12 protein-coding genes and 2 pseudogenes are annotated in these 13,731 nt (G+C 67.9%); 5 read left to right on the top strand and 9 right to left on the bottom strand.

Features of this window, described 5'->3' with window-relative positions; translation table 11 throughout:
- Together IH09_RS22830 and IH09_RS22825 are read left to right on the top strand one after the other, a co-directional pair.
- Window positions 1-544: pseudogene (locus tag IH09_RS22830) on the top strand (MarR family transcriptional regulator); the annotation flags it as partial.
- Window positions 545-966: 422 nt separating this feature from the next.
- A complete protein-coding gene (locus IH09_RS22825) occupies window positions 967-1,833 on the top strand; it encodes an NAD-dependent epimerase/dehydratase family protein (protein WP_052859313.1) in 867 nt (288 codons plus the stop codon).
- Window positions 1,834-1,858: 25 nt separating this feature from the next.
- On the opposite strand, the gene IH09_RS22820 is transcribed toward IH09_RS22825, so the two are convergent.
- Window positions 1,859-2,341 carry a hypothetical protein gene (locus IH09_RS22820; protein WP_052859312.1) on the bottom strand — a complete coding sequence of 161 codons (483 nt, stop codon included), beginning with the start codon at window positions 2,339-2,341 and terminating at the stop codon, window positions 1,859-1,861.
- A gap of 217 nt (window positions 2,342-2,558) precedes the next feature.
- Here IH09_RS22820 and IH09_RS37735 point away from each other — a divergent pair.
- A pseudogene (locus IH09_RS37735) lies at window positions 2,559-2,652 on the top strand (IS5/IS1182 family transposase); the annotation flags it as partial.
- 368 nt (window positions 2,653-3,020) lie between these two features.
- On the opposite strand, the gene IH09_RS22815 reads toward IH09_RS37735, so the two are convergent.
- From IH09_RS22815 to IH09_RS39245, 4 genes are all read right to left on the bottom strand, one after another.
- Window positions 3,021-3,635: a hypothetical protein gene (locus tag IH09_RS22815; RefSeq protein ID WP_052859311.1), complete on the bottom strand. Its 615-nt coding sequence runs from the start codon at window positions 3,633-3,635 to the stop codon at window positions 3,021-3,023.
- 167 nt (window positions 3,636-3,802) lie between these two features.
- Entirely contained in the window at window positions 3,803-5,842 is a 2,040-nt protein-coding gene (locus tag IH09_RS22810; protein WP_094791339.1) for a winged helix DNA-binding domain-containing protein, read from the bottom strand.
- A gap of 35 nt (window positions 5,843-5,877) precedes the next feature.
- Entirely contained in the window at window positions 5,878-6,297 is a 420-nt protein-coding gene (locus IH09_RS22805) for a hypothetical protein (RefSeq protein ID WP_143682021.1), read from the bottom strand.
- Window positions 6,298-6,544: 247 nt separating this feature from the next.
- On the bottom strand, window positions 6,545-6,751 hold the full coding sequence (locus IH09_RS39245) for a hypothetical protein (protein WP_131125757.1): 207 nt from the start codon (window positions 6,749-6,751) through the stop codon (window positions 6,545-6,547).
- A gap of 541 nt (window positions 6,752-7,292) precedes the next feature.
- On the opposite strand from IH09_RS39245, the gene IH09_RS22800 reads away from it, so the two are divergent.
- Together IH09_RS22800 and IH09_RS22795 are read left to right on the top strand one after the other, a co-directional pair.
- The gene (locus tag IH09_RS22800) at window positions 7,293-8,375 is read left to right on the top strand and encodes a sodium:calcium antiporter (RefSeq protein ID WP_052859308.1); all 1,083 of its coding nucleotides are present in this window, start codon (window positions 7,293-7,295) and stop codon (window positions 8,373-8,375) included.
- A gap of 110 nt (window positions 8,376-8,485) precedes the next feature.
- On the top strand, window positions 8,486-8,896 hold the full coding sequence (locus IH09_RS22795; RefSeq protein ID WP_110952516.1) for an ArsR/SmtB family transcription factor: 411 nt from the start codon (window positions 8,486-8,488) through the stop codon (window positions 8,894-8,896).
- A gap of 151 nt (window positions 8,897-9,047) precedes the next feature.
- Here IH09_RS22795 and IH09_RS22790 read toward each other — a convergent pair whose 3' ends face one another.
- The 4 genes from IH09_RS22790 to IH09_RS22775 all read right to left on the bottom strand — a co-directional run bounded on the left by IH09_RS22790 (window position 9,048) and on the right by IH09_RS22775 (window position 13,694).
- On the bottom strand, window positions 9,048-10,553 hold the full coding sequence (locus tag IH09_RS22790; RefSeq protein WP_052859307.1) for an alanine/glycine:cation symporter family protein: 1,506 nt from the start codon (window positions 10,551-10,553) through the stop codon (window positions 9,048-9,050).
- 273 nt (window positions 10,554-10,826) lie between these two features.
- Complete coding sequence (gene groL / locus IH09_RS22785) at window positions 10,827-12,449, bottom strand: chaperonin GroEL (protein ID WP_052859306.1); 1,623 nt, start codon at window positions 12,447-12,449, stop codon at window positions 10,827-10,829.
- Between the two features lie 349 nt (window positions 12,450-12,798).
- Window positions 12,799-13,002: a cold-shock protein gene (locus IH09_RS22780; protein WP_052859305.1), complete on the bottom strand. Its 204-nt coding sequence runs from the start codon at window positions 13,000-13,002 to the stop codon at window positions 12,799-12,801.
- A gap of 413 nt (window positions 13,003-13,415) precedes the next feature.
- Entirely contained in the window at window positions 13,416-13,694 is a 279-nt protein-coding gene (locus IH09_RS22775) for a MoaD/ThiS family protein (RefSeq protein ID WP_052859304.1), read from the bottom strand.
- Window positions 13,695-13,731: the final 37 nt, after the last annotated feature.

The raw sequence follows: 13,731 nt of genomic DNA, 5'->3' as shown, positions 1-13,731 counted from the left end.
CCGCAGGACCGCCCCGCCCCCTCCCGCCCACAGGACCGGCCCGCTCCCTCCCGTCCACAGGGCCGCCTACGCCGCCCTCGCCGCGCTCGGCCGCGCCGAACCCCGTATGACGCTCTCCGCCGCCGAGTGCGCCGCGCTCGAAGAGCTGGCCGCGCAGTGGTTCGCCCGGGGCGCCACCGCAGCGCAGCTGCACCGTGCCCTCACGGCGGGGCTGCCGCCCGAGGTCCACCACCCGGGCGGGATGGCCCGCAGCCGCCTCGTCAGCAAACTGCCCCCTGAGCCGGAACGGACCGAACCGGAACCAGCCGGGCCGGAACCGGCCGCTCCACACCGCCGCTCGGCGCCCTCACCCCTCCGCATCATGGAGTGCACCGTCTGCCGGGCCCCCGGCCGCCCCGAAGCCCTCCCGGGCGGTCTCTGCGCCCCCTGCCGTGGCGAGACCCCACCGGCCCGCGCCGCCTCCGACCCCACACCCGCCGCGGTCCGCGCCCACATCCAGCACCTGCGTGACGCGGCCCGCACTCCGGAAAGAAGCCGCGCCTGACCGCTGCGCTGCCGGGCACCCGCAGATGCTCGCGGCTGTCGTCGCGCTCCGCTCGTGCTCGCAGATGCCACTCGGACGGCGCGTACCGACCGTCATCATGTGGCTCCGCAAACGGTGCATGCGGCAGCGTCCCGGTCCGGCGCCACCCGGGGCAGAGGCTGCGGGTAGCGCCGTACCGGAATGGCCGTACGCGCCCCACGACGCCGACCAACTGCCGGAGCTGTCAGAGCTGTCAGTCAGAGCCGTCGGAGCTACCGGAATCGTCGAACGGCACCCCGGCACGGGGACCAATTGGCCCATAACAATGTCGCCCAACTGACCCAAGATGACGGGTCGCTTCCGCTCTACGCTGGGCTCGCACCACCGAACCACCACGTCACCGCACCACCGCACCACCGCGCACCCCTGGAACTGGAGCTCTCATGCGTGTCTTCGTCGCAGGCGCCACCGGCGCCGTCGGCCGGCTGCTCGTCCCGCTGCTGGTCGCGGCCGGGCACGAGGTGACCGGGACGTCGCGGTCCTCGGCCGGGGCCGAGCGGATCCGGGGCCTCGGGGCGACGGGGGTCCAGGCGGACGCGCTGGACGCGGCGGGGCTGCGGGACGCGGTCCGCGCGGCAGCGCCGGAGGCGGTGATCCACCAGCTCACCGACCTCTCCGCCGCGGACGGAGCCGCCAACGGCCGACTGCGCCGGGAGGGCACCCGGAACCTGGTGGCGGCCGCGCAGGCGGCCGGGGCCGGCCGGATCGTCGCGCAGTCGATCTCCTGGGCGTACGGACCGGGCACCGGCCCGGCCGAGGAGACCGAACCGCTCGACGGCACGGCGGCCGAGCCCCGCGCCCGCATGGTGGCCGGCATCCGGGCCCTGGAGGAGACGGCCGCCGAGCTGGAGACCGCGGTCCTGCTGCGGTACGGCCTGCTGTACGGGCCGGGCACCTGGTACGCACCGGGCGGCGCCTTCGCGGCGGCCCTGGCCGGGGACCGCGCGGCACCGTTCCTGGGGAGCACCGTGGCGAACGACGCGGTGAGTTCCTTCGTCCACGTCGCCGACGCGGCGGGCGCGGCGCTGGCCGCACTCGACTGGCCGGGCGGACCGGTCAACATCGTGGACGACGAACCCGCCCCCGCCCACGAGTGGCTCCCGGCCCTGGCCCAAACCCTCGGCGTACCCGCACCCGCCCCGGAGCCGGGCCGACAGGAATGGGAACGCGGCGCCCTCAACACGCTGGCCCACAGCCGGGGTTGGCACCCTCAGCGACCGACCTGGCGGACGGGTTTCGGCGCGCGGTGAGTGCGACGCCCCCGGGGACCGCCCCTCACAACTGGAGGGCAAACCGCGCCAACCGCTCCCGGGACCCGGCCAGTTCGGCGGCGATCGCGGCCTGCCGACCGGCTTCCGCGTGGACGGCGGCGGGCACCGGCGCTCCGGCGAGCAGGGAGGCGCGGCGCAGATGGGTCGGCGGGTGGGTCGAGTCGACGCTGTGCCCCCGCAGGGCGCCGAGGCGCCGCTGACGCTCGTGCTCGCCCTCCGGAATCGAGTCCATATGCGCGGCGAGCCGCTCCCACAGCCCGCGCCACGCCTCCGCGCGCGCGGCCCTCTTGCCCCGCACCACCTGTCCGGCGTTCGCCTCGCGCAGCAACGCGGATTCGGCGGAGTGCGCGACGAGAAGCCGATCCGTCAGGCCCACTGCGGCCTCGGTGGAACCGGCGCGGGCCGCGAGGGAGTCGGCCAGGTACTCGGCGCGCTGGGTGGCGCGCAACGTGAGCTGGTCGAGCGCCATCGTCAGACCCAGGGTCACGCAACGGGGCAGGAAGTACCCGACGTTGAGTTCCCTATCAAGTTCTTCCGTTCAAATTCTCACCTTGCGCCTCAAGTTCCGTGATCAGCGTTGCCGGACCATGGGCGCCATCCGTGACAGAACTGGAGCGTGTCTTTTTAGCGGGTTCATCAGTTGATCGGATACGCCTGCCCGATTAGTGATCACTGGTGTGATGCGGGACTGAATCGAGCCGCTGATGCCGGCCGATCCGGTTCGCGGGATAGCGGTGGGCCGATCACCGCCACATGCTCAAGGCCATCATGCGGAAGTACGGCACCAACTCGCCCTGGGCGAGTCCCGCCCGGCAAGCTCGGCCCGTTCCAGGCTTGGCCGTACACATCGACAAACTCGCGATCGCCTACCAGGCCGCACGCCACCTCGCCGCCATGCTCGCCTGGGCACGGCGCTAACCAAGAAGAAGGAACCTAGTGTGATGCCCTTCAACGCCACATCCATCCGTAAGAATCCCGCGTCCGTTCACGCTCACGGATCCAGGCACCCCCCATTGCAGTGCCGCCGAGTAGGTCAGTCCAGGGTTGTCCAACGTCCACAGACGCATACGCCGCGCCATGCGCGGTACCAGGAGGAAGTGGATGCTTCGGACTGGATTCTTCCGCGGCGCCGCACTTCACTCCTTACGCAGAAAGTCACCTGACCGTTATGCTCGCGGCGGCCCAGCCTGAGTATTCCGCACTCTGCTGACCTCCCCCACCTCTCCTACCTCCGGCCTGTTCATTCCCAGATGGTCCAGAGTGCGGTTCATAACCTGGAGTGCCAGCGACAATGACTCCTCGTCTTCAATAATGCTGAACACTTCCTCGATCTTTCGACGGACGAGCAGCTTCTCATCTGATGTCTGATCAATCCTCGCTACATGGAGCGTTTCCTGAAGCTCTTTGAAGGCCTTGAGAACGGACTTAACCTTCGTTTCGGGGTCGCCGGTCGCGAACTGCAGATCGGCATAGCGGCGAACCCACCAGACGGGGCCGAGCGCCGGATCCGTGAGGCGGTCGAGCAGCAGATCAAGTTCAACCGTTTCCCGCGCATGAGCTGACCGCAGAGCCTCTTCCTCTGCAGCTCGCCGCAGCGCCGTCTCTCTCGTCGGCTTGGGGACTCGAATTCGGACGTGTCCAACCACCCAGAGTCGCTGCTCATGATCCGAAATCTCTTGGCCAAGCTTAGAGTTCATGGCGTCTTCTGCCGCAGCACGATCCAGCACTCGATACGCGCGGGCCGCCCTCATCAACTCTTCCCTGAGGAGGTAACGGGCCATTCCATCCGGGGCAAGAGGGCGAGGGGCTGGAGAGTCATGATTCAGCCACCACCGATAGCGAATAACAGCGCGATAGTGCAGCCCGCGATCCTTGCTTTCTAGAGATGCGGAGAAGGAGCGGCGATCAGAGATCCGCCGCTCCTTCAGCCAGTCGAGAATCCGAATCATTATGTTCTTGGATCCGCCTCATTCACGTCTTGCAGGCTCTGCGCTACGGGCGCGTTTCCGGACGGCGCGACAGGTGGGCCGTCCGCCGTCCTGTAAGTCCGTTGGACCTCGGTGAAAAGGGCAACAATCAGAGCGTCCCTCAACGGCCCTTCTTCCTTGACGACGTCTCTGATCGGAGGGTTGACGATTCCGGTGGCGCGACCGAGCGCAATAATGATGTCGACGACCGGGCCCTGCGGGAGAAGCCCCTTTTCGGCCCCCTGACGCCAGTTCAGCAAGGTCTGCTGGGAATGGAAGACATCCTCGCTTTGCCCGATGACGTGCTGCCACCCTTCGAGCAGGCGCCGACGCATCGCGTCGCCCGCCTCACCGGACTGTGCCAGCGCCACCGCAAGAGGCGACTTCTCCAACTGATCGGCACCTGAGGGCGCATCGAAGACGTCATAGAAGACACTCAGTTCCGTGCCAGTCGACTTGCCCGAGTTCGTGATCCACTTGACGACTGTGTCGGTCACGAGAGGCGCAAGGTCGCCGTCAGACGCCAGCACGCGCACGGCCTTGGTGGCGTCCTTCAGCGCTTCCTCAGAGCCGGGAGAGCTGAGGATGTAGCGTGCTCGAGTCAGGGCTTGGCTGGGGTATTTCTTCCCGAATGAACCTGAGCAGGCTCGGGCGACTGCGCGCTGGCGTGCCGGCTCCTTCTTTCCTGCGGCCCATTTGGCCAACTCGGCCCTTGTCTGACTTCCCAGATTGGCGTGTACGGCGAGATCGGAGAGGAGATCTCCAACAAGGTCCAGGTGCTGCTTACCGCCATTGCGGAGCCACCCCTCTGCGAGGTCGAAGATGGGAGCGATACCCACCGTCTCCGCTAGCTGCGTCAGCGCGGAAGCAAGGGAATCGAGGTGGTCCTTGGCTGGGCCCTGACTGATGTCCTGAAGCCACTGCGTCAGCACCTCTTGACTCAACTGTGTGTGCTGAGTCCAGAGATATCTCCGGATTGCAGGCCCTTGAGACTCGTGGACGAGAGATGCGATGCTTGTGGCTCCGTCGAAGGACATGCCTGCCGGTTCGAGTCGGCTCGGCGCGTCTGGCATCGCAAGGAGCCCGCCCTTGGGCATGGGGAGGTTAATCTTCGGCGCGGCGAGCAGAAGGTCAGCGCTGCTCAGCACCACCGTGGAGGGCGCCTTGTCGAGGTAGGCGCCCGCGATTCGGACGGCTCGCGTTCTCACGCCTTCTTCGCCGCCGCTGAACCAGTCACTCAGGCGGGTTTCCCAGCCCTTAAACTCATCGAGGGCGTCCTTGTCCTCGACGTTCTTGGCCTTCGCAACAATCGAAGCCAGCCGAACCGCTTCACCAGGTGCGCAGTCTTCGGGCAGAAGGCCGTAGAACACGCCTTCTTTGTTGTCGATCCAGTCGGAGCGACCCTGCGTTTTCTCGTGACCCTCCAAGTACCTCTTGACGACGTCATCGGGCTTGGGTCGTTCGATCTCCGCCACGAGAATCTCAGGATGGGATCCGCCTGCTCGCGCCTGGGACCAGACGGTCTTCGTAGCTGTGATGACCATGTAGCTGCCGGTCTTACGCAGCCCGGACGCGTAAATCACTAGGTCGGTGTAGAAGGCGTCAGGGAGAGGCTGAGTGACACCGCGCAGGTTGAGGAGATAACCCACGCCGCGCTCTTCCGGCAAGCAGGATACGTCCGGTTCGTCCCAGTCTGGCAGCAGCTCAGATACTCGACCACTCGCAACATTCGTGGCCGCCAGCAGCCGGAGCCCAGCCGACTTGCGGCCGTGTTCCTCGGGAGCGAGCAGGACCACGACGCGGACGTTCGCCGCGCTCCCGAAGGACGGTCGGACGGCCTGCGCAGCTCTGGCGAAGTTGTCACCAGGGCTGACGAAGCGGTTCGCCGGCATCAACTTGTCCGGGTCTACCGGGTGTGGCCGCAAGTGTCGCAGCCCGGTCAGGTAGTTCGTGATGTTGTTGTCTCGGCCGGCGATGTTCTGGTCGCCAAGGACGACGTTGCCCTTGACGTCCCTCTCCACCGTAGGTTCGTCCAGGGGCGGCGTTGGCGACGACATCAGCGAGCGCCCCCCAAGTTGTTGTCACGTCCTGCGACATTGATGCCGCCGAGGACGAGGTTCCCTGTCACCGTCTGGTGTGAGATCACCGGAGTCTCAGCAGCCCGTGCTTCCAATGCATCGATGAGTTCCTGCAGCGCTTCGGGCTGATCGTCACCAACGCAGGCGGCGAGGATCTCCCGCACCGGCACCTGCACGCCTCCGGCCATGGCAGCCCGCTGCTCAGGTTCGATGGCCGCCACCGCCTGTTCCAACGTGTCAAGCCGAGCCAGCACTTCGGCTTCGCCGTCGGCTCCTGCACCCCTGCAATGTCGCCAAAGATCCACGACGCGCTGGCGCGCGTAACCATAAAGGTCATTCCCCATCGTTCCCGCAACAGCACCACTCGCTGCTGCCAGAAGCTCAACTGGCGTCGACATGGCAACCCCCTGTGTGTCAACCAGCTCAGCCCATAGCGTTTATGAGCCTGCTGGTCCCCGTTTGCTACGTAACTGAGGATGATATGGCCGTAGTACTCGCCCCGTCCGCTGGGCCCACACGGTGGCTGAATCCCATCTCGGCTCCGCGCAATGCATCACCGCCGGATCCCTCAAACGCCACGGGATGCGGAGTCGGAACTGTCCCCGAAGCGGGGGAGGTGACAGGGCGGTTCCGTGGACTGAGACCTCAGGCAGTCGGTGGGGCGAGGGGCACGACGTTGCCAGGAATCGGGGCCGGTTCTGTCGATGTGTCCCGCCCTTGGACGAGGACCGCGCTGGCAAGGGTGAGGGTGGTGACCTGACGGCGCAGTTCGTCGATCTCTGCCTTCTGGTTCGTGATGGTCTTCCTGAGCTTGGCGACGGTCGCGCGGAGTCGTTTCTCGGTCTCGGGCACCTGCTGGGCCTCTTGCGGACGCGTTCGTTGATCGCAACCCAGGGGACCTCGCGCACCTCGTCGGCGGAGGCCTGGTTGCCGTTGTCGTCGAGGACGTTCTTGAAGTGGTGGCTGCGGATGAGATGTCGGCTCGACGTGCCGTCGACAGCCGGGTCGGGTCGGGGTCAGTGCCGTGGCCGGAGAGGCTTCGAGGAGCCCGGCGAGGTGCGCACCGATCACCCCGGCGAGTCGTCGCCCCCGATGGCTCCCCCACCGGCGGCCCCCGCTACCGCCCCCGCCGGACGCCGAAGGCGGTCCCCACCGGCTCCTGTAGGGTGGGAGGCTGCGAAGGGGAGTAGCCCCGCAATACCGGTCGTCGACACACTGGAGCCCTCGTGGTTCCCGGTGGCCGGGCCCGCACTCGGTGAGAGGGCGGGCGGGCGAGACCTTCGGCCCTTTTTGTCGACGACTGATGCGCGTCGCGGGGTCGAAGCCGTGCCGCCACTCCTCGCGACGCTCGTTCTTCGAAGCCCCCGCGGTGCGGGAAGGCTGAACGAATCCCGTGATCCATTTCGTACTGCTCATCGTGTGCGCGGTGGCGATCTACCTCTCCTGTGAGTGGTTCGTCAACGCCGTGGAGTGGCTGGGCGAGCGCCTCAACGTCGGGAAGATGGCGGTCGGCACGATCCTGGCCGCCTTCGGTACCGCACTGCCCGAGTCCGTCGTGACGCTGGTCGCGGTCACCACCGGCGCCACCGCGGAGGCCAAGGACATCGGCGTCGGAGCCGCCATGGGCGGCCCGCTGGCCCTGGCCACCGTCGCCTACGGCGTCACCGGCACGATGCTCTGGTTCAAGCACCGCAAGGCACTCCGGCACCGCACGGAGCGCGCCACCGTCCCCGGCCTCGAAAGCGGCCCCGGCGCGGCCGTGACCCCGCCGCGTACCGCGCGGACGCTGGGCGAGGCGAAGGACATCAAGCGGCTGGCGAAGGACCAGCAGTGGTTCCTGCCCATCTTCATCGTCAAGGTCGCGCTCGGCCTGGTCGCCTTCGCCTTCAAGCCCGCGCTCGGCCTGCTGTTCTTCGCCGCGTACGCGGTCTACTTCTGGCGCGAGATCCGGAGCGGTCAGGGTGAGGAGGCCGAGGGTGGCGAGGAGGCGCTGGAGCCGCTGAAGTTCCAGCCCAAGGCCGCCTCACCGGCCACCTGGGCCGTGGTCGTCCAGACCCTGGCCACCCTCGTGGTGATCTTCTTCGCCTCCCAGCTGTTCGTGAAGCAGCTGGACGCCATCGGCCCGATGCTGGGCCTGTCCACCGCCGTGACCGCCCTCCTGCTGTCCCCCATCGCCACGGAACTGCCGGAGATCATGAACGCGGTGATCTGGGTCCGCCAGGGCAAGACCAAACTGGCCCTGGCGAACATCTCCGGTGCCATGATGATCCAGGCCACCGTGCCCAGCGGCCTCGGACTCCTCTTCACCCGCTGGCACTTCGACGGCGCCCTGCTGTGGTCCGGCCTGATCACCATGGCCGCCATCGTCTACCTGCTGGTCACCATGCGCGCCCACAAGCTGACTCCCGCCCGCCTCGCGGCCGCGGCCGGCTTCTACGTCCTGTTCGCCGCCGGCCTCATCCCGATCCTGGCCTGACCCGGCCCGGGGCCGTACCCCGGCCGCACACGCCATCCCACGGGCAGGCACCCGGCCCCTCCGGCCGGGTGTCACGGCCTCCGGACCCGACCGTCCACGCGAGGAAGCAGATGACCACCGACGATCACGACCCCGATGCGGCGACCCTGGCCCAGGCCGCCGCGGTGTTCCGACTCCTGTCATCCCCGGTGCGGCTGCACCTCGCGTGGCTGCTGAGCACCCGCGAGCACAGCGTCACCGAACTCGCCGAGCGGGTCGGCGCCTCGCTCCCCACCGTCAGCCGCCATCTGGCCACGATGCAACGCGCCGGACAGGTCCGCTCCCGGCCCCGTGACCGCCACCGCCTCTACACCGCCGCCGACCCCGGCCTCCTCGCCGTCGTCCGCCACGTGATCCCCCACCCGCCGCGCCACCGCCCACCGCACCCCGGGCCACCCGCCGCTACGGAGACGGACGGGCGAGACAGGACGGAGGTGGGGACGGAGACGGAGGTGGCGGCGGAGAGGACAGGTGACGGGTGAGCGGGGCGGCAGAGGTGAGGCTGGAGGTCCGTGGGCCGGCCTCACCCCCGTACGGACGTCCTGAGGCTCCGACCATGACCGGGGCCGCACCCCGGCCAGGGTGCGGCCCCAATAGTTCGCCCGCCGCGGGCGGCCCGCCGCCGCCCAGGAGCTACCCGCGCTCGCCCGCAGACCCCGCCGACGCCACCGGCACCGCGCCCGTCGCCGTCCGCGGCTCCCAGCACTCCACGCCCGTCAGGTCCGGCATCCGGTCCCTGGTGAAGACCGGGTCCAGGCCCGCCCGCCGCTGTGCGACGTAGTCGTCCAGCAGCCGGAAGGCGATCACCGACAGGGGCAGGATCGCGACCAGGTTGACCAGTGCCATGAAGCCCATGAAGACGTCCGCGAGGTTCCACACCACGCTGACCGAGCCGAGCGCGCCGAGGAAGACCACGGCCAGCACCAGCACCCGGTAGGTGGGCAGCACCCACTTCCTGCCGGGCGCGCCGCCCTTGCCGTCCTTGTCGATCATGAAGCCGATGTTGGACTCGCCGTAGTAGTAGTTCCCGATCATGGAGCTGAAGGCGAGCATGAAGACGACCAGGGTCAGCACGTGACCGGCCCAGCTTCCGAGGCTGCCGGTCAGCGCGGACTGGGTGAGGTCCGCGCCCTGGCGGCCGCCCAGCTCGGGGTTGGTCGTCAGGATGATGAAGGCGGTCATCGAGCAGATCAGCAGGGTGTCGAAGAAGACCCCGAGGGACTGGACGAGGCCCTGCTTGACCGGGTGCGAGACCTCGGCGGCGGCGCCCGCGTTCGGGGCCGAGCCCAGGCCCGCCTCGTTGGAGAACATGCCGCGCCGGATGCCCTGCTGGATCGCCGCGCCGATCCCGCCGGCCGCCAGCTCCCGGAAGCCGAAGGCGCCGCCGATGATGTCGCCGAAGACGCGCGGCAGGTCGGCGGCGTTGAGCAGCACCACGGCCGCGCCCAGCAGCAGGTAGAGCACGGCCATCACCGGGACCAGGACCGTCGTCACCGAGGTGATCCGGCGCACCCCGCCGAACACCGCGAGCCCCAGCAGCACCGCCAGCAGCAGGCCGACCGCGGGGGCGAACCACTCGGCCTCGCCGCCGGACAGCGAGCCGGAGGCGACCGCGGCGATCGTGTTGGACTGCACGGCGTTGAAGACGAAACCGAAGGTCACGGTGATGGTGATCGCGAAGAGCACACCGAGCCAGCGCTTTCCGAGCGCCCGCTGCATGTAATAGGCCGGGCCGCCCCGATAAGTGCCGGACCGGTCGCCGTACCGGACCTTGTAGAGCTGGGCGAGTGCCGATTCGACGAACGCGGAGGCGCCGCCGATGATCGCCATCACCCACATCCAGAAGACCGCGCCCGCGCCGCCCAGCGTGATCGCGGTCGCGACACCGGCGATATTTCCGGTGCCGACCCGCGCCGCCGCGGAAATGGTGAACGCCCCGAACGACGACACGGTCTTTCCGCCGTCCGGACCCGGCTCCGCCTTGTCCTTGAGCACCCGCAGCATTTCGGGAAAGAGCCGCAGCTGTACGGCCTTGGAGCGGATCGTGAAATACAGCCCCGCGCAGATCACCAGCGGGATCAGCAGATAGGTCCAGAAACCGTCATTGACATCGACGATCAGCGAATCGAGCGTGCTCATGGGGTACCGCATCCTCGGAGTCGGGTCGGGCTGGGGCCCCCTCGAACCCGAGGATGGGGAGGGGCGGCTCGGCTCTGAGCTCGGAAAAGTGTCACCCGGGACCAAATCCCGCGAACAGGGACTTTGGTCCCTCATCGCCCCACAGGCCGCCATCCGGCCATGAACCCCCGCACATCCCGGCGGCGCACATCCCCGCCGAAACGCCGCTGGGGCGGCACCCCCTGGGAGGAGGGTGCCGCCCCAACGAACGTCAGGACAGATGATCCGGGAGGATCAGAAGTCCATGTCACCGCCCGGCATGCCGCCCGGAGCGGCCGCGGCGGCCTTCTCCGGCTTGTCGGCGATGACGGCCTCGGTGGTGAGGAACAGCGCGGCGATCGACGCGGCGTTCTGGAGCGCGGAGCGCGTGACCTTCGCCGGGTCGATGATGCCCTCGGCGATCATGTCGACGTACTCGCCGGTCGCGGCGTTCAGGCCGTGACCCACGGTCAGGTTGCGCACCTTCTCCACGACGACGCCACCCTCAAGGCCGGCGTTGACGGAGATCTGCTTCAGCGGGGCCTCCAGGGCCAGCTTCACAGCGGCGGCACCGGTGGCCTCGTCGCCTTCGAGCTCAAGCTTCTCGAAGACCTGCGACGCCTGGAGCAGGGCCACGCCACCGCCGGCGACGATGCCCTCTTCGACGGCCGCCTTCGCGTTGCGAACGGCGTCCTCGATGCGGTGCTTGCGCTCCTTGAGCTCGACCTCGGTGGCGGCACCGGCCTTGATGACGGCCACGCCGCCGGCCAGCTTCGCCAGACGCTCCTGGAGCTTCTCGCGGTCGTAGTCCGAGTCGGAGTTCTCGATCTCGGCGCGGATCTGGTTGACGCGACCCTGAACCTGGTCGCTGTCGCCCGCACCGTCGACGATGGTGGTCTCGTCCTTGGTGATGACGACCTTGCGGGCGCGGCCCAGCAGGTCGAGACCGGCGTTCTCCAGCTTGAGGCCGACCTCCTCGGAGATGACGGTGCCACCGGTGAGGATGGCGATGTCGCCGAGCATGGCCTTGCGGCGGTCACCGAAGCCCGGGGCCTTGACGGCGACGGACTTGAAGGTGCCACGGATCTTGTTGACGACCAGGGTCGACAGAGCCTCGCCCTCGACGTCCTCGGCGATGATCAGCAGCGGCTTGCCCGACTGCATGACCTTCTCCAGCAGCGGAAGGAGGTCCTTCACGTTGCCGATCTTGGAGTTGACGATCAGGATGTACGGGTCGTCCAGCGACGCCTCCATACGCTCCATGTCGGTGGCGAAGTACGCCGAGATGTAGCCCTTGTCGAAGCGCATACCCTCGGTGAGCTCCAGCTCCAGACCGAAGGTCTGGGACTCCTCGACGGTGATGACGCCTTCCTTGCCGACCTTGTCCATCGCCTCGGCGATGAGCTCGCCGATCTGGGTGTCGGCGGCCGAGATGGAGGCGGTGGAGGCGATCTGCTCCTTGGTCTCCACGTCCTTGGCCTGGTCCAGCAGAGCGGCGGAGACGGCCTCGACGGCCTTCTCGATGCCGCGCTTGAGGGCCATCGGGTTGGCGCCGGCGGCTACGTTGCGCAGGCCCTCGCGGACCAGCGCCTGCGCCAGGACGGTCGCGGTCGTCGTGCCGTCACCGGCGACGTCGTCCGTCTTCTTGGCGACCTCCTTGACCAGCTCGGCGCCGATCTTCTCGTACGGGTCCTCAAGCTCGATCTCCTTGGCGATGGAAACACCATCGTTGGTGATCGTGGGGGCGCCCCACTTCTTCTCGAGGACGACGTTGCGGCCCTTGGGGCCGAGGGTCACCTTGACGGCGTCGGCGAGCTGGTTCATCCCGCGCTCGAGACCGCGCCGTGCCTCCTCGTCGAACGCGATGATCTTGGCCATGTGAAGTGGTCCTCCCGGACGGATGGGGTCTCCCCTGCTCGAACGCAGTTGAGAGCTTGGGGAAGGATTGCTTGCTCCGGACCGCGCCTGGCGCCCGCGACGGACGGCCTGCGTGCCCTGTGGTTCCTTAGTCCCACCGGCCCGCGGACCTCACCCACCCGGTCCTTGATTGTCACTCTCACCCGGAGAGTGCTAACGCAATGATTAGCACTCGACCATGGAGAGTGCAAGCGGCCGAGGGGGAAGCCACCCCGGAAGCACCGTCGGCACACGACAGGAGGCTCGTACCCCCCGGCGGGGGTACGAGCCTCCTCTTTACGCGGTTGTGACGCGGCAGTCGGTCGGCGCCCTAGCCGGCCATCCGGACCATGTCCGCCTGCGGTCCCTTCTGGCCCTGCGAGATCTCGAACTCGACCCGCTGACCCTCCTCAAGGGTGCGGTAGCCGTCCATCTGAATCGCGCTGTAGTGGACGAAAACATCCGCACCACCGTCGACCGCGATGAAGCCGTACCCCTTCTCCGCGTTGAACCACTTGACGGTGCCCTGAGCCATGCCTAACTCCCCTATTACTGGCCCTTGCGCAGGACCGCACTCCGCGGACCCGGGTCAGACCTCACCCCCCGAGAGGCCCGTGGGGTGTGCGCCGGAACGCGTCGACCGCCGCTGAATGTATCCGCACCACTGCCCAGAGCAACAGGTCAATCGGACGAGAATTCTGGCGCCGGGGAAACGGCGATATGCGGTGAACTCCCGATACTCCCGGGCAAGTCGGGCCGGGCATAGCGTGCCTATGCGACAAATACCGCACACACTTCGGGCACAACTCACCGCGGTCTCATATGCGTTCAGCACGCTTGCGGAGAGGGATCACCTGAATGGTATCCCCTTTCCGCACATGGAATTGCCCCGTCCGCTTTACGGCGGACGGGGCAATTCCAGTCAGGCAAGCAGAGAGATGGCTTGAATTAGCAGCCGCCGGCCACCGCGGGAATGATCGAGATGCCCGCACCGTCCGGCGTGGCCGTCGCCAGGCCCTGATCGAAACGGACATCGTCGTCGTTGACGTACACGTTCACGAAGCGGCGCAGCTTGCCCGCGTCGTCCAGCACCCGGGCGGCGATGCCCTGGTGGTTCTTCTCCAGGTCGGCGATGACCTCGGAGAGGGTCGCGCCCTCGGCGGGGACCTCGGCCCGGCCGCCGGTGTACGTGCGGAGGATGGTGGGGATGCGGACCTTGACGCTCATGGTTCTGCCTTCCAGCGACTTCGGGATACGAGTTCGG

It is taken from the genome of Streptomyces celluloflavus, from assembly GCA_000720995.1.
GTDB classification, from domain to species: domain Bacteria; phylum Actinomycetota; class Actinomycetes; order Streptomycetales; family Streptomycetaceae; genus Streptomyces; species Streptomyces celluloflavus.
The sequence above is the reverse complement of the archived record's forward strand: the minus strand, read 5'-3'. Positions and strand labels throughout refer to the sequence as shown.

Excerpts from the sequence above, each read along its gene's own strand:
- IH09_RS22815 (WP_052859311.1), bottom strand. The coding sequence starts at position 3,635 with ATGGCCCGTTACCTCCTCAGGGAAGAGTTGATGAGGGCGGCCCGCGCG.
- IH09_RS22775 (WP_052859304.1), bottom strand. The coding sequence starts at position 13,694 with ATGAGCGTCAAGGTCCGCATCCCCACCATCCTCCGCACGTACACCGGC.
- IH09_RS22795 (WP_110952516.1), top strand. The coding sequence starts at position 8,486 with ATGACCACCGACGATCACGACCCCGATGCGGCGACCCTGGCCCAGGCC.
- groL (WP_052859306.1), bottom strand. The coding sequence starts at position 12,449 with ATGGCCAAGATCATCGCGTTCGACGAGGAGGCACGGCGCGGTCTCGAG.
- IH09_RS22825 (WP_052859313.1), top strand. The coding sequence starts at position 967 with ATGCGTGTCTTCGTCGCAGGCGCCACCGGCGCCGTCGGCCGGCTGCTC.
- IH09_RS22805 (WP_143682021.1), bottom strand. The coding sequence starts at position 6,297 with ATGTCGACGCCAGTTGAGCTTCTGGCAGCAGCGAGTGGTGCTGTTGCG.
- IH09_RS22780 (WP_052859305.1), bottom strand. The coding sequence starts at position 13,002 with ATGGCTCAGGGCACCGTCAAGTGGTTCAACGCGGAGAAGGGGTACGGC.
- IH09_RS22790 (WP_052859307.1), bottom strand. The coding sequence starts at position 10,553 with ATGAGCACGCTCGATTCGCTGATCGTCGATGTCAATGACGGTTTCTGG.